The sequence below is a fragment of the Aquimarina sp. KJ22-3 genome, from assembly GCF_055808215.1.
This window is the reverse complement of the sequence record NZ_CM147859.1, coordinates 4,964,938-4,983,969: the sequence shown is the minus strand read 5'-3', so window position 1 is coordinate 4,983,969 and position 19,032 is coordinate 4,964,938. Positions and strand designations below refer to the sequence as shown.

Annotated in this window: 15 protein-coding genes and 3 pseudogenes; 7 read left to right on the top strand and 11 right to left on the bottom strand. The window is 36.6% G+C overall.

Annotated features, from left to right (window positions below):
- Positions 1–94: 94 nt before the first annotated feature.
- The 6 genes and pseudogenes from AC0L3Q_RS22875 (at position 95) to AC0L3Q_RS22850 (ending at position 8,588) form a co-directional block, all read left to right on the top strand.
- Positions 95–1,483 carry a dipeptidase gene (locus AC0L3Q_RS22875; RefSeq protein ID WP_473283257.1) on the top strand — a complete coding sequence of 463 codons (1,389 nt, stop codon included), beginning with the start codon at positions 95–97 and terminating at the stop codon, positions 1,481–1,483.
- 205 nt (positions 1,484–1,688) lie between these two features.
- A pseudogene (locus AC0L3Q_RS22870) lies at positions 1,689–2,566 on the top strand (M43 family zinc metalloprotease); the annotation flags it as partial.
- Entirely contained in the window at positions 2,552–4,825 is a 2,274-nt protein-coding gene (locus AC0L3Q_RS22865; RefSeq protein WP_473287004.1) for a GEVED domain-containing protein, read from the top strand. The pseudogene AC0L3Q_RS22870 and the gene AC0L3Q_RS22865, both read left to right, overlap by 15 nt.
- A gap of 150 nt (positions 4,826–4,975) precedes the next feature.
- Positions 4,976–5,347, top strand: a complete 372-nt coding sequence (locus AC0L3Q_RS22860) for a BlaI/MecI/CopY family transcriptional regulator (RefSeq protein ID WP_073318010.1) — start codon at positions 4,976–4,978, stop codon at positions 5,345–5,347.
- Positions 5,344–7,368: a M56 family metallopeptidase gene (locus AC0L3Q_RS22855; RefSeq protein WP_473283255.1), complete on the top strand. Its 2,025-nt coding sequence runs from the start codon at positions 5,344–5,346 to the stop codon at positions 7,366–7,368. The genes AC0L3Q_RS22860 and AC0L3Q_RS22855 overlap by 4 nt, the downstream gene beginning before the upstream one ends.
- A 120-nt stretch (positions 7,369–7,488) precedes the next feature.
- Positions 7,489–8,588: pseudogene (locus AC0L3Q_RS22850) on the top strand (DUF4407 domain-containing protein).
- A gap of 12 nt (positions 8,589–8,600) precedes the next feature.
- Here the strand turns inward: AC0L3Q_RS22850 and AC0L3Q_RS22845 are convergent.
- The 5 genes and pseudogenes from AC0L3Q_RS22845 to AC0L3Q_RS22825 form a co-directional block, all read right to left on the bottom strand.
- On the bottom strand, positions 8,601–9,431 hold the full coding sequence (locus AC0L3Q_RS22845; protein WP_473283253.1) for an NAD(P)/FAD-dependent oxidoreductase: 831 nt from the start codon (positions 9,429–9,431) through the stop codon (positions 8,601–8,603).
- Positions 9,431–9,844 carry an FAD-dependent oxidoreductase gene (locus tag AC0L3Q_RS22840; RefSeq protein WP_473283252.1) on the bottom strand — a complete coding sequence of 138 codons (414 nt, stop codon included), beginning with the start codon at positions 9,842–9,844 and terminating at the stop codon, positions 9,431–9,433. The genes AC0L3Q_RS22845 and AC0L3Q_RS22840 overlap by 1 nt, the downstream gene beginning before the upstream one ends.
- Positions 9,845–9,871: 27 nt before the next feature.
- On the bottom strand, positions 9,872–10,882 hold the full coding sequence (locus AC0L3Q_RS22835; protein WP_473283250.1) for a 4-hydroxyproline epimerase: 1,011 nt from the start codon (positions 10,880–10,882) through the stop codon (positions 9,872–9,874).
- Position 10,883: 1 nt separating this feature from the next.
- Positions 10,884–12,466, bottom strand: a pseudogene (locus tag AC0L3Q_RS22830) (aldehyde dehydrogenase (NADP(+))).
- A gap of 39 nt (positions 12,467–12,505) precedes the next feature.
- Positions 12,506–13,429 (bottom strand): dihydrodipicolinate synthase family protein, encoded by a 924-nt coding sequence (locus AC0L3Q_RS22825; protein ID WP_473283248.1) that lies wholly within the window; start codon positions 13,427–13,429, stop codon positions 12,506–12,508.
- A 128-nt stretch (positions 13,430–13,557) separates the two neighbouring features.
- Here AC0L3Q_RS22825 and AC0L3Q_RS22820 point away from each other — a divergent pair, with 128 nt between their 5' ends.
- A complete protein-coding gene (locus tag AC0L3Q_RS22820) occupies positions 13,558–14,403 on the top strand; it encodes an AraC family transcriptional regulator (protein ID WP_473283246.1) in 846 nt (281 codons plus the stop codon).
- A 38-nt stretch (positions 14,404–14,441) separates the two neighbouring features.
- Here AC0L3Q_RS22820 and AC0L3Q_RS22815 read toward each other — a convergent pair whose 3' ends face one another.
- From AC0L3Q_RS22815 to AC0L3Q_RS22790, 6 genes are all read right to left on the bottom strand, one after another.
- Positions 14,442–15,665 (bottom strand): DUF418 domain-containing protein, encoded by a 1,224-nt coding sequence (locus AC0L3Q_RS22815; protein ID WP_473283244.1) that lies wholly within the window; start codon positions 15,663–15,665, stop codon positions 14,442–14,444.
- 124 nt (positions 15,666–15,789) lie between these two features.
- A complete protein-coding gene (locus AC0L3Q_RS22810) occupies positions 15,790–16,221 on the bottom strand; it encodes a hypothetical protein (protein ID WP_473283242.1) in 432 nt (143 codons plus the stop codon).
- 9 nt (positions 16,222–16,230) lie between these two features.
- Complete coding sequence (locus AC0L3Q_RS22805; protein ID WP_473283240.1) at positions 16,231–17,184, bottom strand: acyl-CoA thioester hydrolase/BAAT C-terminal domain-containing protein; 954 nt, start codon at positions 17,182–17,184, stop codon at positions 16,231–16,233.
- A gap of 24 nt (positions 17,185–17,208) precedes the next feature.
- Positions 17,209–17,727: a hypothetical protein gene (locus AC0L3Q_RS22800; RefSeq protein ID WP_473283238.1), complete on the bottom strand. Its 519-nt coding sequence runs from the start codon at positions 17,725–17,727 to the stop codon at positions 17,209–17,211.
- Positions 17,728–17,910: 183 nt separating this feature from the next.
- The gene (locus AC0L3Q_RS22795) at positions 17,911–18,300 is read right to left on the bottom strand and encodes a VOC family protein (protein ID WP_473283236.1); all 390 of its coding nucleotides are present in this window, start codon (positions 18,298–18,300) and stop codon (positions 17,911–17,913) included.
- 150 nt (positions 18,301–18,450) lie between these two features.
- The gene (locus tag AC0L3Q_RS22790; protein ID WP_473283234.1) at positions 18,451–19,011 is read right to left on the bottom strand and encodes a hypothetical protein; all 561 of its coding nucleotides are present in this window, start codon (positions 19,009–19,011) and stop codon (positions 18,451–18,453) included.
- Positions 19,012–19,032: the final 21 nt, after the last annotated feature.

Genomic DNA, 19,032 nt, shown 5'->3' with positions numbered 1-19,032 from the left:
CGGGTGCAAATATAAACAATACTTTTAAAATAAAAACAACCTTCTCAAAAAATATAAAGTTTTAGTACTTTTAGGCCTTAATTAACTCAATTCCATGCAAAATATAAACTCATACGTTCAAGAGCATAAAGATCGATTTATAGACGAACTTTTAGCCTTGCTTAAAATTCCATCGATTAGCGCGGATTCTGCCTACGAAAAGGATGTGATAAAAACTGCTCAGGAGATCAAAAATAGTCTTGAAAACGCAGGATGTGATAAAGTAGAGATTTGTGAAACTCCTGGATATCCTATCGTATATGGAGAAAAAATAATCGATAAAAATCTTCCAACGGTTTTGGTATATGGGCACTATGATGTGCAACCACCAGATCCGTTAGACCTTTGGGATAGTCCTCCATTTGAACCCGTAATAAAGGCAACGGATATACATCCTGAAGGAGCAATTTTTGCTCGGGGTTCATGTGATGATAAAGGACAGATGTATATGCATGTAAAAGCATTGGAGTTCATGACTGAAACCAATCAATTACCTTGTAATGTGAAATTCATGATCGAAGGTGAAGAGGAAGTAGGGAGTAAAAGTTTGGGATGGTTTGTAGAGAGAAATCAAGAAAAACTAGCCAACGATGTTATTTTGATCAGTGATACAGGAATGATCGCAAAAGATGTTCCGTCGATAACCACTGGCTTAAGAGGATTAAGTTATGTTGAGGTTGAGGTTACTGGACCTAATCGGGATTTGCATAGTGGACTGTATGGTGGAGCCGTAGCTAATCCGATCAATGTGTTGACCAAAATGATTGCTTCACTACATGATGAGAATAATCATATTACCATACCTGGATTTTATGATAAGGTAGAAGAGTTATCGAAAGAAGAAAGAGCCGAAATGGCCAAAGCGCCGTTTTCTATAGAAGCTTATAAAAACGCATTAGCTATTAATGATGTATATGGTGAAGAGGGATATACTACAAATGAGCGCAACTCGATTCGCCCTACACTTGATGTAAATGGAATTTGGGGAGGATATACAGGTGAAGGAGCCAAAACGGTTATTGCAAGTAAAGCCTATGCTAAAATTTCGATGCGATTAGTACCTAACCAGGATTGGGAAGAGATCACAGAGTTATTTGCAAGACACTTTGAAAGCATTGCTCCAGAAGCTGTAACCGTAAAAGTGACACCGCACCATGGAGGTCAGGGATATGTTACCCCAATTGATAATATAGGATATCAAGCAGCAAGTAAAGCCTATCAGGATACTTTTGGTACTACTCCGATTCCACAAAGAAGTGGAGGTAGTATTCCAATCGTTTCGCTATTCGAGAAAGAACTAAAAAGTAAAACCATTTTGATGGGATTTGGTTTGAATAGTGATGCTATTCATTCTCCAAACGAACATTTTGGAGTATGGAACTATCTAAAAGGAATAGAAACGATTCCGTTGTTTTATAAATATTTTACGGAGTTGAGTCAATAGATCAATAGAATAATAATCTAAGTTTTAGAAAATCCCAGTACATAATTTTGTATTGGGATTTTTTGTTTTTAGATCATTTTCATGAGCTGGATTAAGCGAATCATCAAAGATGGATAATATAGTATGTCGTTTAGTTAGTATAGTATAATTAGAAGTACGAGGATAGCTTTAATTTTATCGTAACTAACACAAAATCAACTCAACTATGAAAACTAAAGCCTTTTTTTTAACGGTTTTGCTATGCCTCTATTTTTCCTCTTTATTAGCACAACGGGAAGCTATAAATGCTAAGCAGTGTAAAGCAAAAGATGTAAACGATTTTATTTTTTCAATGAATCCAAAATCAAAATCCGAGCATGAAAACTTTAATAAATTCACAAAAGAGTTTGTTAATAGCAAAACACTTCTGAAAGAAGCTGCAACGACATATACGATTCCAGTTGTTGTTCATGTTTATGGAACCGTCCAACATGGGAAAACGGTAGATTATAACACCATAAAAGAAGCCTTAGATGCACTTAATAAAGATTTTAATGGGCTCAATGATGATTGGAATAGCATAGATCCCTTTTTTGACGGTAGAAAATCAATGTTAAATGTTCGGTTCGCACTGGCAAAAATAGATCCAAACGGAGGAAGTACCAGTGGTGTAATTTTTCACCCGGAAGCTTCTGGAATGGGTAATTACAATAGTCCCGTTGTGGCTAGAGATGGATGGGATAATTATAAATATATGAATGTATACATCACTGGTGACTTATACGGTGATGGGGTTTCAAATAACTCAGGAGTTGCATGGTATCCCAATACCACTATGTCTGATCAAAATATTGCTCGGGTAGTATATAATGGTCAATATCTACACGGGAATACAGATAAAGAATTTGCGTCGGTGTTTACTCATGAGTTTGGGCATTGGCTCAATTTAATCCATACTTTCGAAGGGGGTGTAATGATCCCAATGGGGATGAAGTTGATGATACTCCTAAAGAGGATGAAAATTCTGGTGATGATGGTTGCGTAGTTGGAGCCACTGATTGTGGGAATTTAATCAATTATGAAAATTATATGGGATACGATTCGGCAGCAGGCTGTGCAAAAATGTATACCCAGGGTCAGGTCAATAGAATGCTGGCAGCATTGCAGCATCCTACAAGAAAACCCTTGTGGCAACCTGATAATCTGACAGCTACAGGTGTTAATCTAAATGGTGCTGCATTGGTTGTAAACAACAATACTGTAGAAGAATCTTTATCAAACGAAGGAGCACTAGTCGATAGTAGTTATGATATCAATATAGAAGGCGGCACTTTTACCTTAAGTTCAGGAACCTTGGTAGAGGGGATTCATTATGTTTCAGAACTTCCGTCTGGATATTCTCCCACGATAACGGTTATTAATAATACGAGGCTAAGCGTAAAATTCAATGGAAAAGCAAATAACCATGCAATAGTTGATAATACTACGGGAAGTATTACCCTCAAAGATACGCTCATTTCGGGCGGGATTAATGCCTTGAACACAGATAAAGTCTCCTTTTACTTTTCTTATTATGATCCCTATCAGGTGGTTTACGTAGATAATGAAGATTATACCGCAAACGCAAGCACGACATGGACTTTTTTCAGAATAGAAGGAGCAGATAGTAATTCGTTCGGTACTTTTTTCGAGAATAATGATCTGAAATTAGAAACCTATCAAAAGGCATTAGTTTGTAATTTAGGAACAAGAAACCCAATCCCAATAGAAGAAAATACATTGATATCTTCTGAAAGTAATTGGGTTGAAGGAGGCGCTTATCCAGATTTGCATGTTATAAGAGATACTTCGTATACGGTTTGGGATGGAAAAACAGCTTACATTGGTTTTCAACTGGAGATGTATATTGGGAAAACTAATTATGGATGGTTTAGAATTCGGGTAACCCCAGATGGAAGTTCATATAGCTTGTTGGACTATGCATATAGTACAGAACCGTTTGGAGCAATTAGTGCAGGAAGTAAAGTTTGGGGAGGTACCACGCCAAGCTGTAATGATGGGGTCCAAAATGGAGATGAAACGGGAATAGATTGCGGAGGATCCTGTGAGCCCTGTTCTACAACAATTACGTATTGTGAGGCATCCAATGCAGGATCAAGTTTACACATTACCAAAGTAAATTTTGGAGAAATCAACAACAGTAGTACTCATAATCCTTATTCAGATTATACTTCATTATCTACCACAATTCAAAAAAATGATCAAACGGAATTAAGTGTAAATGTAAATAATGAACATTGGACCTATAATGCGGTAGGAGTATGGATAGATTGGAATAATGATGGAGATTTTACAGATACAGGTGAAAGAATTTTCTCGAAATATGGCCCAGGGCCATATATAAGTAACATAAGTGTTCCTTCTTGGGTGATCTCCAATACATCATTACGAATGAGAGTTCGAATAGGATATGGATCTGAAGATAAAATTACACCTTGCGGTATAGACTCTTACCTGGGTGAGGTAGAGGATTATAGTATTCGTATAAGAGATGACTCTGGCGCTACATGTACCGACGGGATCCAAAATGGAGATGAAACTGGGATAGATTGTGGAGGATCTTGTGATCCTTGTATCAACGATGATGGAGTAGTCTATGTTGACATTGATGATGTGTCAGTCAATCCTTCAAATACCTGGGATTTCTTTAGAATAGAACGAGGAGATGACAATGGATATGGTGCTTGGTATACTAATAACTCGGCTCGTTTGGTTACTTATGGCAAGGATGTAGTTTGTAATGAGAATACACGTAATATTACGCTAATAGATGAAGGTGAAGAAATTGGAAACCAACGTAATTTCAGAAATGATCCGAACAGTTATATTATTAGTTCTTCTTCGTATTCGGATTGGAATGGAAAATCAGGATTTATAGGGTTTGAATTCTTAATAGATGGAAATACACACTATGGTTGGTTTCATGGTGTAGTTTCAAATGATGGATTGTCTTTCACCATATTGGATTATGCTTATCAAACAAAACCCAACACAAGCATCTATACAACCGTAAATACATCTTTCAACCGAAATAATACCGATGAGGTGAATAAAGATATGCATGAAATTACCATTTCGCCTAACCCTTTCAACAATACTGTTCAAATAAATGTATCCAAACTAAAAGAGGAATCTGTATCCATAAGTGTTTATAATATTTTGGGACAACAACTTATGGACAGAACATATGCCAATAGTCCAAATGTAATATCGTTTGGAAAAGAGATAACAAAATCAGGGACGTACTTTGTAAAAATAAAATCGGCTAATTCCAATATAGTACTTCCGATAGTCAAGCAATAACTTGGTAGGTTTTGTTTTTTAATTAAAACTACCTGAAAACCTTTATAGAATCAATAGTTTACTATTTTTTTACAAGGTTTTGATGGTAGTTTTTTGTATTTGTTATTTTTTATTCTACATTTGTAGAGTTAATTCTAATTTAGTAGAGCAATGCAATTATCCAAAGCCGAAGAACAACTGATGAAATACTTATGGAAGTTAGAAAAGGCATTTATGAAAGATTTGCTGGATGCTTTTCCCGAACCTAAACCGGCAACGACTACCGTAGCAACATTGCTTAAAAGAATGAAGGATAAAGGTTTTGTGGATTATACGCTCTACGGAAAATCAAGAGAATACTATCCTTTGGTAAAAAAGACCGATTACTTTTCGAAGCATGTTAATGGATTGATTAAGAATTTTTTCAATAATTCTGCTTCTCAGTTTGCCTCTTTTTTCACTGAAGAGACGAACTTATCAACTTCAGAATTAGAAGAGCTCAAAAAGATTGTTGACCAACAACTTCAAAAACAGAAAAAATGATAGCATACATCCTTAAATCTACACTTTGCTTAGTGCTGTTATGGGCTTTCTACCGATGGTTTCTGGAGAAAGAAAGTATGCACGTTTTAAAACGCTTTTACCTTTTGTTTAGTTTGGTTTTTGCATATACGATCCCATTAATCACAATTACATATACGGTAGATGTTGTAGCCGATCAAGAAGCCCTAGTCGCTCCTACGGCATCGTATACCTATCTGGAAGATGTTCCACAAGAAGTAGCGCCTTCTATTAATTATTGGCCTATTGTATTATGGACATTGTACGGAATCGGTGTTCTTATTTTTGGTACCAGGTTCCTATTGAATTTGAGGAGGATGGTTAAAAAAATTACCACTAATGAACAACTAAAAACACCTTCGTTTATACACGTTTTATTGGGTAATACAGTAGTTCCGCATTCTTTTTGGAGTTACATTTTTGTACCAGGAAGAGCATTTAAAGAAAACAAGATTCCAAAGGAGGTCTTACTACATGAACAAACTCATGTGCAACAGAAGCATACACTCGATATCTTATTCGTTGAGATCATGCAAGTTATATTTTGGTTTAATCCAATGTGGTATTGGATCAAAAGAGCAATAAAGTTAAATCATGAATTCCTAGCAGACCAAAGTGTACTGCATCAAGAAGATTCTATAAAAAAGTATATCGACCTACTCGTTGGCTATAATAGCAGTCCTAATCACACTGTACTAGCGAGTTCAATCAATTATTCATTAACCAAAAAACGAATCGTTATGATGTCACAACAATTTTCTAGAACCAAAGCAGCGACAAAGCTGTTGCTGCTTTTTCCCCTTTTGTTTGGGTGTATGCTGTTATTTACTAATGAAATTGTAGCCCAGCAAAGAAATGTCAATTATTCCAAAACCGTTCAGGATAGTGATTCTGATAAACAAATAAAGATAAAAGTAACAGGAAACCAAATCACGGTAAACGGGAAGGCTACTAGTATCTCCAATTTTGCTACGGTTATTGATAATACCACCAAACAATGGAAAGATGACGAGTTGAAAGGGTTTAATTTTGATGTGAAATTACAAAATGCTAATGATGATTTTATCGTGGAATTAAACAAAGAGTATAAAAAAACTAGGTTATATCAATCCAATCCGGATCATGATTTAATCCCACCAGCTCCACCATTACCTCCTGCACCAATAGTGCGCAAAGGGGAAGCAAGTGCGATTCCGCCACCTCCAAAAGAGACTAAACGAATAAAACGTAGTGAAGCACCAAAGGAACCAACACCACCAGGGGCACCAACTCCACCCTCAGATTCTCAGGTTTTTGAAGATAGTGAAGAAGAGGAGATGTTGGCCGAAATTGAAGAAGAGGAAGAAGAGCGAAGAGCTGAAGAGATAAAAGAAGCCACGGCTTCTTTTAATGAAGAAGAAGCTAGAGAAGCACGTGAAAGGGTAAGTGCAATAGCGCAAGAAGTAGCACGTAGAGTAAGTGAAGAGCAGTACGCAGCCGGCATTGAGGGGGATCGAGAAAGAGCTAGAATAGGCAGAGAGGCAGCAGCAGAAGCTAGAGCTGCGGTGTTGGAAATAAGCAGAAGATCTAAAGAAAGAATTAGAGAGCAGAGAGCCCAGCAACAAGAAATTTTGATGAAAGCTCAAGAAGAAGCAAGAAAAGCTGCTATGATTGCTCAGGAACATGCTTTGAAAGCACAACGAGATGCAGAAAGAGCAAGAGAGCGAGCCATGAAACAAGCTATGGAGTCTAGAAAAGAAGCCATGTTCCAGGCAGAAAAGGCGAGAGAACAAGCCATGAAACAAGCTTTGATGGCAAGAGAGGAAGCCGAAAAAGCAAGAGCAATGGCTATGGAGCAAGTAAGAAAAGATAGAGAAGTGGTAGCCAAAGAGCGAGAGCAATTAAGAGCCGAAGCTAGAAAAAATTTGGAAGAAGCTCGTAAAGAAGCTGAAAAAGCTCGTAAAAAGGCAAGAAAAGAGTTGAAAAGAGCTAAATCCAAAGCCAGAAAAGATAATAACCGCTAAAACGCTTGATTTATTTTTATAGCCGCATATAATTTTTAACTCCCTTTTGGGAGTTTTTTTGTGCAACATTTACTTATAAATCAGCGTTATACCTAGTATCAATCAAAAAACCCTTAGATGATGTTAAAGAGATTTTTTATTTTATGCTCGGGAGCAGATACTGCTATTTTAGAAAATTGTTCTAATGGAGAACAGAACAAGTATGCTGGTATAGGAGCTACTGTTTTTTTTACTGCTGTAATGGCTTCTATTGCTGCGAGTTATGCACTGTATACTGTTTTTGATAATTATTTTACCGCAGCCTTTTTTGGGCTGATTTGGGGATTGTTAATCTTTAATCTGGATAGATTTATAGTATCCACCATCAAAAAAAGGACAATTTTTTGGATGAACTGCTACAGGCATCGCCCAGAATAATTTTGGCAATCATCATTGCCATTGTCATTTCAAAACCGTTAGAATTAAAAATCTTCGAGAAGGAAATAGATCGCGTGTTATTAGAGCAGAAGAATGACTATACTCTTGCCAACAAAGAACAAATCGCAACTCAATTTACTCCGGTGATTAATGGAATCGATCAGGAAATTGGAGCCCTAAAAGAAGAAATTACAACCAAGGAAACTGAAGTTAATGACTTATACGAAACCTATATTGCCGAAGCCGAAGGTCGAAAAGGAACTGAAATTGTAGGTAAAGGTCCTGTATATAAAGAAAAAAGAGAAAAGCACGATGCTGCCCTAGAAGAACTGGTAGCACTTAAAAAGAGTAACGCCGAGAAAATAGCTACGCTAGAAAATCAAAAAGTGCAGCTAGCTACCGAGTACGAATCTCAGGTAGATAACTCACAACCTATTATCGATAATTTTGATGGATTGATGGCAAGGATCAACGCGCTTAATGAATTACCGTGGTTGCCCTCATTCTTTATATTTTTATTGTTCCTGGCTATCGAAACCTCTCCTATTTTTGCCAAACTGATATCTCCAAAAGGAGAATATGATTTTAAATTGCAAGATGCCGAAGGAGAAATAAGAACCTGGGTAGAGCAGAAGGAAGGTCAGCGAGCTGTGGTATTACAAACAGACTTTGATATCAATGATAGAGTATACGGTGATCTTACCGAAGAGGAAGAACTTTATGCTTATAAAAAGAAAGTGGCCAGAGAAATGATGAAAAAACAGCAAGATGCTTTTTATAAAAAACAAACAGGAATTTTATAAAAACAACTGAAGCTAGAATTTTCTGTCCGGATGATATACGTCCAGATCGAGAGAAGGTTTTTTATCGCTAATTAGTTCGGATACTAGTTTTCCAGTGGCTGATCCCATACTCCAGCCCATCATGGCGTGACCTGTTGCTATAGTAAGGTTATTACACTTTGATGATTTTCCTATGTATGGCAGACCATCTGGAGTCACTGGTCGTAATCCACAAGCAGCTTTTCCTTTTTCTTCCGGGGTTAACTCGATATTAGGAAAATAGCGCTGCGTAGCTTTGGCAATAGCTTCTACTCGTACTTGATTAATGCGATGATTAATTCCGGCAATTTCCATAGTTCCGGCAAATCGGGTAAATCCATCCATTGGGGTGATTGCTACTTTTGCTTCTGCAAGAATTGCGGGAATGGTGATGCCCAAATTTCTATCAGAATTGATTCGGTACCCTTTTCCCGCCTCCAGCAGCAGGTTGATACCAAGTAATTTGCTTAACTGGTTAGACCAGGAGCCTGCAGTTAAGATATATTCGTCTGCGGTATAAGTATGTGTGCTATTGCCTATGGTAACTATTTTTCCGTTGTTGAAGGACAGATTTTCAATCTTTTCATTTTTATGAAATCGAACTCCAGAAGCTTCCAAATGGTTTTTCATTTCTTTCATAAAAGTATTGGGTGTAGTATGTGCATCACATTCATACCAGGTTGCACCAATTGCCTGTACCGCAGTATCAGGATGTAACTCTTGCAGTTCTTGTTTTGATAACGTTTTGGCAACTAGTCCTTCTTTTATGGCGGTTTCTGCTACCCGAATTTCTTCTTCCAGCATTTTTTCGGTTTGACAGAGCATCAGAAGTCCTTTTTTTCTAACTGGAAGGAAAAGTTTTCATCATTTTTGATATCTGTATACAGATCTCTCCCCAAAATTGCAATCTCTTTGATAGCAGGAATCCCTTTTTGTACATTTTTGCTAGAGCATGAAGCATTAAACGCCAGTGTCCATTTCAGAAAATTAGAATTAAGTCGTGGTTTTATAAAAAGAGGACTTGAAGGATTAAACATCCATTGCAATCCTTTTTTCATGACTCCTGGAGCGGCTAGCGGTATGATATGACTAGGGGATAAATATCCTGCATTAACATAAGAAGCTCCAAAATCCATCGAGGATTGATCGATAACCGTAACTTGATGCCCTTCTTTATGAAGATAATATGCCGTACATAAACCAATAATACCTCCACCAATCACAATACAGTTTTTCATTGCTCTGTTTTTTTAAAACTACATCGGTTAAATTACTTGAAATCCATGTGCATAAGGATCATCATCATCATCGATAGTAATCGTATTATACCCATATATTTTGGCCCAACCTTGTATACTTGGGACAATTGCTTTTTGATCACCCAACGTAGTTTCTTGTTCTATACGTCCTATAAATGTACTACCAATGATGCTTTCATGTATAAAATCCTCTCCTTTTTTTAATCTACCTTTTGCATGTAACTGAGCCATTCTAGCAGAAGTGCCAGTGCCGCAAGGAGAGCGATCGATCGCTTTATCTCCATAAAACACAGCGTTTCTCCCAGATGATTTTGGATCGATAGGATCTCCTGTCCATAACATATGACTTACGTCTCTAATCGTTTCATCTTCAGGATGAATAAAGGTATCAGGATACTTTTGGTTGATGCTTTTGCGTAATACTTGTGAGTATTGAATTAGTTTGGATGCTTCGAAAGCGTGCATTCCTTCAAAATTGGATTGCGGATCGATAATGGCATAAAAATTTCCACCGTAGGCGACATCAAAAACAAGTGTTCCCAGTTCGGGACAATCTATTTCTAATCCTTCAGCAGCTAGATACGATGGGACATTAGTGAGTTTTACCCAGTCGACTTTTTTCCCGGTTTGTTGATATTCGATTTCAACCAACCCAGCAGGGGCTTCCATTCGTATTTTTCCTGGTGTTTTAGGCTGAACTAGGCCTTCTTCAATAGCTATAGTGATGGTACCAATAGTTCCATGACCACACATGGGCAAACAACCCGAAGTTTCAATAAACAAAATTGCAAAATCATTCTCTGGATCATGAGGTTCGAATAAAAAACTACCACTCATCATATCATGACCTCTGGGTTCAAACATTAATCCCTTCCGAATCCAGTCATACTCTTTTAAGAAGTGTTGCCGTTTTTCGCTCATAGAATTTCCTACCAGAGGAGGATGACCGGTAGTCACTACTCGTACAGGATTGCCACAGGTATGTGCGTCTATGCATCGATATACTGAGATACTCATACTACAGCGGGTTTCGTGTGGAATCTCCATTCACCAATCTGGAAATACCAAGAGGGTTCTGATTTTGTAACTCATCTGGTAATAAATGATCAGGCCAGTTTTGATAACTCATAGGGCGTACCCAACGCTTAATAGCATGGATTCCCACAGCGGTAAATCTACTGTCAGTAGATGCAGGATACGGTCCTCCATGAAGCATCGATGGACATACTTCTACTCCTGTAGGTACTCCATTAAAAATAAGTCGACCTACTCTATTTTGCAGTGCCTCTATAATAGTACGGTGATCTGCTATCTCTTCTTGCTCTGCCAAAATAGTCCCGGTAAGTTGCCCCTCGAGATGATCGATAATAGTGGTTAATTCCTCCAGATCTTTACATTGTACTACCATAGAGAACGGCCCAAAAACCTCTTGGTGCAGATTGGTGTTGTTTAAAAAGGAATCTCCATCTACTGTGGTAATCATTTGACCAGCAAAGTTTGGTTCCAAATCACCTTGATAATCGGCTGTTTTAGAAATACCCGCTTCTTGAAGCATATTTGCTGAGTTGTTCTTGTAGTTGTTTACAATATTGGGATGCAACATACAAGAAGGAGTGATCGTTAAGATTTCATTAGATAATTTATCAATAAATTGATCCAGTGCTTCACTTTTTACCCCCAAAATCAAACCCGGATTTGTACAGAATTGCCCGGTACCCAAAGTGATAGATTTGGCATAAGTAGTTGCCAAAGATGCTCCTCTTTTTGTAGGGCTTCCGGAAAGATTACAACGGGATTAATACTTCCCATTTCTGCAAATACGGGTATGGGCTCTGGCCGTTGAGCTGCAAGATCAAATAATGCTCGCCCTCCTTTGATACTTCCGGTAAAACCGACACCTTTTATTTTTGGGTGTTTGACCAATTGCACACCTACTTCGATACCAGAACTATTGAGGTTAGAAAATACTCCGTTGGGCATTTTCGTTTTTTCTGCAGCAGCTATAATAGCAGATGCAATGAGTTCTCCCGTACCAGCGTGCATTGGGTGCGATTTTACAATCACAGGACATCCAGAAGCTAAAGCAGAAGCTGTATCACCACCAGCGGTAGAATAGGCCAGAGGAAAATTACTGGCACCAAAAACCACCACCGGACCTAATGGGGTTAACATTTTTCTAAGATCTGGTTTTGGGAAGGGTATTCTATTTGGATCTGCTGTATCTATAGTGGCTTCTACCCATGTTCCATCGGCTACCAAATTTGCAAAAGTTCTTAATTGACCTATGGTTCTTGTTCGTTCTCCAATGGCTCTTTTTTCTGGGAGTCCACTTTCAGAAATATAGGTCTGAATTAATAGATCACCCAGAGCAAGAATTTCTTCGGCGATCGTATTTAAGAACTGAGCTTTATCTTTTCCAGAAACCTTTTTATACGCAGCAAATGCCTCAGAAGCCAGATCAACTGCTTGGTCAATTTCTGTTTCGGAAGCTTCATAATACAATGGCTTATTTTCGATATTGACCTTTGGATTAAAGGTTTTGTAGGTTTTATCTCCTTGGGAAGAAAGATGATTGCCTATATAATTTTTACCGGTTATCATGTTTTTATAGTGTATTGATACGTGTGATTTTATTTGATCTTATGCATTTTGAAGGGCCGCTATATTTGGTAATTTCGGTCTGTTTTTTATTCCCGTTTCAATAATTTCGAGCACCTGTTTTCGCTCCTCTCCAGATAATGGTAATCGGGGAGGTCTCACATTTTCGGTCCCTATTCCTGTAGCAACTTCGGCCAGTTTAATGTTTTGTACTAATTTAGGGTTTATGTCTAACTCTAGCAATGGTAAAAACCATCTGTAGATGGCGATAGCTTCTTCGATTCTTCCTGCTTTTTGAAGCTCATAGATAGCTACGGTTTCTTTAGGAAATGCATCGACCAGACCTGCTACCCATCCATCGGCACCCATGATCAGACTCTCCAGGGCCAGGGTATCAACACCACATAAAATTTTTAAGCGATCTCCGAATCGATTTTTAATTCTGGTTACATTAGAAATATCTCTAGTAGATTCCTTTACCGCTTGTATATTGTCCAAGGTCAGTAAATCCTCAAACATATCTAGAGTTACTTCGATTGCATAATCCACAGGGTTGTTGTAGATCATTATGGGTAGATCAGTATTTTTGGCTATTTCTTTAAAATAAGCGATCGTTTCTTTATCACTAGCTTTATATCGCATAGGAGGAAGCATCATCAAGCCACTAGCACCGTCTTCTTTTGCATTTTTAACTGCTTGGATCCCTCCTTTGGTAGTTTGTTCTGCAATATTGATAATAACAGGAACCTGTCCGTTTACGATGTCCACTGTTGTTTGCACCAAAGTTCTTTTTTCAGAATCACTTAATGTACTTGCCTCACCAAGAGTACCTCCGAGAATAATTCCGTGAACCCCGGCCTCTAACTGAGCTTTAATATTCACCTCAAACATTTTGAGGTCTAAGGTGTCCTGTGGTGTAAATTTTGTAGTCACTGCGGGCATTACCCCTTTCCATTGAATTGCCATGATAAATGTTTTGACCAAAAGTAGAATCTCTACTTAGCATGCAATACGCATAAGTTATCTAATATTGATACTATATTACCTTAATTTGTGTTTATTTTGATTTTATTGAGTAATATTGATGAAGTAAGATGAAAGCACTTTCTTTTAAAATACCCAAAACTACTACTGATGCTCTTATTGTGCAGGAGGATCGAGGAGCTACATTTTATGATGCCTTTCACCAACATGAAGAAATTCAAATCTCATGGGTCATTTCTGGAGAAGGGAGTTTGATTGTAGGTGATACGGTTTCAAGTTATCAACCCAACGATATATTTATTTTTGGAAGTAATGTACCTCATGTGCTAAAAAGCAGTAGCATCGCATCGCATTCTCATATGATTTCTTTGTTCTTTACTAGAACATCCTTTGGGGATGATTTTTTTGATCTATCTGAATTTGATGAGGTGAGAAGTTTTTTTGATTTGTTTCCATTTGGAATAAGAGTGCTTTCAGAAAAGGAAAACTTAAAAAAGATGTTTTTGGATGTAAAGAATGAGCCTAATAAACTAGAAAGATTGCTCATTTTTTTACAAATGCTAAAAATACTCTCTCAAACCCGTAAAGAGACCATATCTTCCTCTTTATTGAAGAAAAAATACAGTGATAATGAAGGGAAAAGAATGGCTCAGGTTTTTCAATTGGTAATGAATGAATTTTATAGAGATATTACCCTGGAAGAGGTTGCTAAGAAAGCAAACATGACAAAAAATGCCTTTTGCAGGTACTTTAAAAAAAGAACCAATAAAACGTTTTTTGAATTTTTGACCGAAATTAGAATTGAAAATTCATGTCTGCTTTTGTCAAAGGAACCGGACATATCGATTGCAGAAGCTTCATACAAAAGTGGGTTTAAAAATTTATCTCATTTCAACCGGAAGTTTAAGAAGATAAAGAAAAACACTCCTACTGAGTTTAGAAAAAAACTTTGGTGATACTCACTGGTTAAACTGAACTTTAACCGGAAACTTTTCTATGTGGATTTGATTTCTATTCTTGTATCTCTTTTAATAGGAAATACTTTTTTATAAGTCAAACATCTCCATATCCATTCCAGAGGGCCGAATTTAAAGTAAGTCAGCCAAACTTTGCTTAGTATTACCTGGCATACAAAGACAACCAGAGCTATGAGTAAGGTTTGAGATGGGCTCAATGTTTCATACCATCCTAATCCAATTGAAGAAAATAGCAAAACCCCAATCAAGCTTTGAGTCATGTAATTCGTTAAGGCCATTCTTCCTGCATATTTGAGAGGAGCAAGTAGCGTTTTCCATTTGGTATTATACCATATCCAGCCTATTACCCAAAGGTAAAACAACCCCATAACCACATCGGAGACGACCATTCCTTTGATGAAAAGAGTTCTTACAAATTCTATGCTATAGATTTCTAAATGGGTAAGAACAAATAAGAATAGGATTCTATAGAGATTGGTCAGTAAAGCAACTAGAATCATAGGTTTTTTTATACTCAGGATAAAAGTGTCCATAGATTGGTAAACTTTATTTTTACCCAAATACAATCCTAAGAGAAACATGGATAATGCGATCGGACTCAGAAAATCAAGCAACATTGGGATATTAGATGGATATTCTAATAACCGTAAATGCATGCCCTCTAGATAAGTCCCGTACCGGATAATTTGATGTACGGTTTCTCCTGTATATCCTTTTAAAAAGATTTCTGGTTGAAAATGAAGTAGTTCAAATACATATCCAAAACACTGATCATAGAAGGGGAAAAACAGAAAAAAACCAGAAAGAATAAGAATGAATTTATTAGATTTTTTCAGCAGTAAAGTAGTCATAAGACCTAAAACAGCATATAGATGCAGGACATCTCCAGACCATAGAAATAGAATATGGATGCCCCCAAAAATGAATAAAATGAGCATTCTTCTAGCAAAAAATGAAAATGATAGTTGATTCCTTTCCAGCATTTTGATCGCCTGCATAGAAATTCCTAAACCAAAGAGTAATGAGAAAATAGGGAAGAATTTGGTGTAGAAAAATAGCTGTAGTATTTTTTGAGAAATTAAATCGAGTTGAGAAGTCCATTGTTTTGCAAATTCGTCCTGATTTAAAAAGGTAGAATTCATGATGACAATATTGACAACAAAAATTCCCATGATTGCAAATCCACGGAAAATATCTAATACTTCAATTCGCTTGGTGTTTTTGGTAGGTTGTTGATCCAACGTTTGAAATTTTATGATACTGATAAATGCAGTGCAATATATAAATAGTTAGTGGTTTCTTAAGGCTTGGAGGATCAGATTAAACCTGTTTTCCGTAAGTGGAAATACGTGTTTTTAGGGAGCATTAGTTAAAACCCACATCAGTAAGCGTAATCAATATCAACAGTAAACTAATGAATCCCACCACTGTTGTGAAAATTCCCATTTTTTTTGATTTTGTCCACCCAGAAAGCGCAATTAAAAAAGACAAGGCAAAAAGCCCAATCATAAAGGTGAACATCCCTATGATTCTGGCGAGTAAAAAATCATCTTCGGTTACATCTTGTAGATATCCACCAGGAGTTGTCGTCATCGAAATTTTAGTCATAGCAAATAGAGCAACTAGAAAGCAACCAGCAGAAATTGTGGCTGTTTTTAATAAGCGATTTGTCAATTTATCAGCTTTTTCGGATATGATCAGGTTAGCAACAATGGTTATGGAAAAACCACTTAATAAAGAACTAATTAAGATCATTTGATTGGCAAGGCTATTCCAATATTCTAGAGTCATTTGCATATAGGATGTTTAGTTATTGTCGATGAAATCAATGAATTTCAATACCTCTTTTCTGGACTCGATCATTGCTTTTTTTGTTCCTTCTTCTGTTCCTCCGTACAAAAACCGATGTTTTTTGATGCCTGTTAATCGCAATGACTGACTGGTAGCTACTCGAGTAGGTTCTCCTTTAGAAAACCATAAAAATTGATGTCCCGCATTTTCGTATCCAATTGATTTTATGGTGTTGGGCCCTTTGGTTTCTTTTACCATCATTTCAGACATTTCATACGATGGCCATACCAAATCTGCTTTTCCAGATAACAATAGTGTAGGGCATTTAATTTTTGAAACATCAATAAATCCTTCTGACGAGTTAACTCTATTTTTCAATATGGGATCAATGTATTTTTTATACATAATTTTACCTGCTTCGTCATCAAATCTTTTGATGTTAGCAAACGGTATGTCCTTACCCTGATAGGTCCATGAAGATAGTAATGGCATTGTATCGTCTACTCCAACATGATCTGGAAGTACAATGTTAGATGGGGAATATCCTATTAAACCATCAATATTATCAAATTTGCTCGCATACAATAAAGCCAATTCTGCACCTCTAGAGATACCCAACAGAATAATTTTCCTGGTACCTTCATTTTTTGTTTGTGCCCAATCGATACACTTTTTTACATATTCGATAGGTATTCTGTTTATTCTTTTTGGGAGTAGTTTTTGACCTTGATAAGCAACAGAAAAAACATCGTATCCTTCTTGTACCAATCCTTCTAATTCTCTGGCAGGTAATAGCCCTTTACCAGATCCGGGCAATACAACAATTATGGGATTTTGGATGTTTTCCTTTTGAAAAAGATATTCTCCAACAATACCATTTTCATCTACCGCTTTAACGTCTATGTTTAATGTTGCTTTTTGGCAACTTAGCAGTATTGTGATGATAAATACCTTGATTAGATGTCTCATCCCAAAAGTAAATACGAAGTTTTATTAGTTTTTAAAATCACTTTCAAAATCTGTAAGTGATATATTTTTTACTTGCTTTGAATAGGTTCCAAACACCCTATTTTTATCAAGATCCACCGCCAAATAATCCGTCCAACAAGAAAAGAGATGGAAATCATCCTTTTTCCCGAATTCAGAATCTTGTTTGATTTTGCGCGGAGCTATAGTGTAATAACTGCCCAATTGAAAAGTAGAAGCATAGGGTCTGCATAGCATGCCATCATCTCCCCATATTTTGATTCTTTTTCTGGATTCATTTCCCCGGTATATTTTAACGATTTCTACCGTAGTAGAGAAAGGCATTTTTTTATCATAGCCCCGATCGTCTTTATAATATAAATAATCAGAATACTCAATTACCTTTACCAAAGCAATGAACTCTGCCTGATCAACAATGCCCTTAAAACTACAGTCACCCTGGCAATCGCAATCACAGGCAAATGAGTTTAATGATAAGAACATAAACAACAATACGAACATTCTGGCAGGTATTTGATATTTCATGAAAAAAGAGATTAGGGGTATATCATTTCAAAATTTAGAATTTGAAAATCAATCTTATCTTCTAAAAATTGAAAAGTGTTTACTTTGTTTAATAGTACTAAAATATCAAAAATAATAGTTAGCCAGAAATATTAGATAACTATTTGTGTATGAGTTTAAATACTGGTTTAAAGTTTTTGGTTTTTACGAATTAGAATTTTCCAAAATTTGTTTTTCAAATTTTTCAGAATCTTTAAAGGCGCACAAATTTCCATCGGGATCGTAAAACTTTGCAATAGTTCCCCACGAATGTTCATGATAATTTACTTGAACCCCTTTTGAAATAAGTGCATTAGCCAACTCTTTCACATCCGGGACATTCATTCTGAGGCAGGTTCGAATCCTTTCCTGATTTGTATTTGGTCCTTTATATTCATCATCAATTTCAACCATCAAATAGGAACCTCCAAATTCGAAGCAAGTTAGATTTTCTGTGTCAAACATTTTGTTTAGCCCCAAGATATTCTCATAAAAAGTTACACATTCTTGGTATTTGTTGGTGTATTGTATTATTCCTGTTCTGTCGAATTCCATATAATTAAAAACTATAATATTAATTATTAAACTTGTTATATAGTAAAAGAGCACATAAGGGATGTTATTCTGAATAATCGGATGATTAACTTTTCATATGTTCTTTTGGTATTTGAATCTCTTATTTTGAAAATTATTCTTATACAGTTGCTACGATTTGTACTTTTTAATCACCTTATCATCCCATAATTGGACTTCAATATACTTGTCATATTTAAATTGCTCTTCTGCTTCACTTTTTTCTTCAGAGGGGAGTCCATAAGTTGCAATCAAGTCGTTGAGTTCGTTTAGCAAAAAAACCTGACCATTACAGTCTTTTCTGTACGTACTAAGTTTAGGTTCGCCATGAAACTGAAATGATACCATACTATCGGGATAGGTAAAGCTTAGATGCTCTGGATTTAGATCAGTCAATGGTATTTTTATAACTCCAGGGTTTATGTACCAGGATTTTGCCCAATCACATGGTCCCAAGGTAAAATAAAAAGGATCATTTCTATTGGGTCGTCCACCCTTTTGCTCGAATTGCATTTTGATTCTTTTTTCCAAAGAGAACCTTAAATCCAGATAGTTATCGGGTCTTTTACTATTCCACCCTTCGGTGATTTGGTTTTGAATTTGAGCGGCCTTTTGATAGCCCAATTCAGTAATATTACGAAAGGGGCCATTATTAATTTCATAATAATGATACAAGAATTTTGGTATTGCCATTTGCTTTTTTGGTAGATTTAA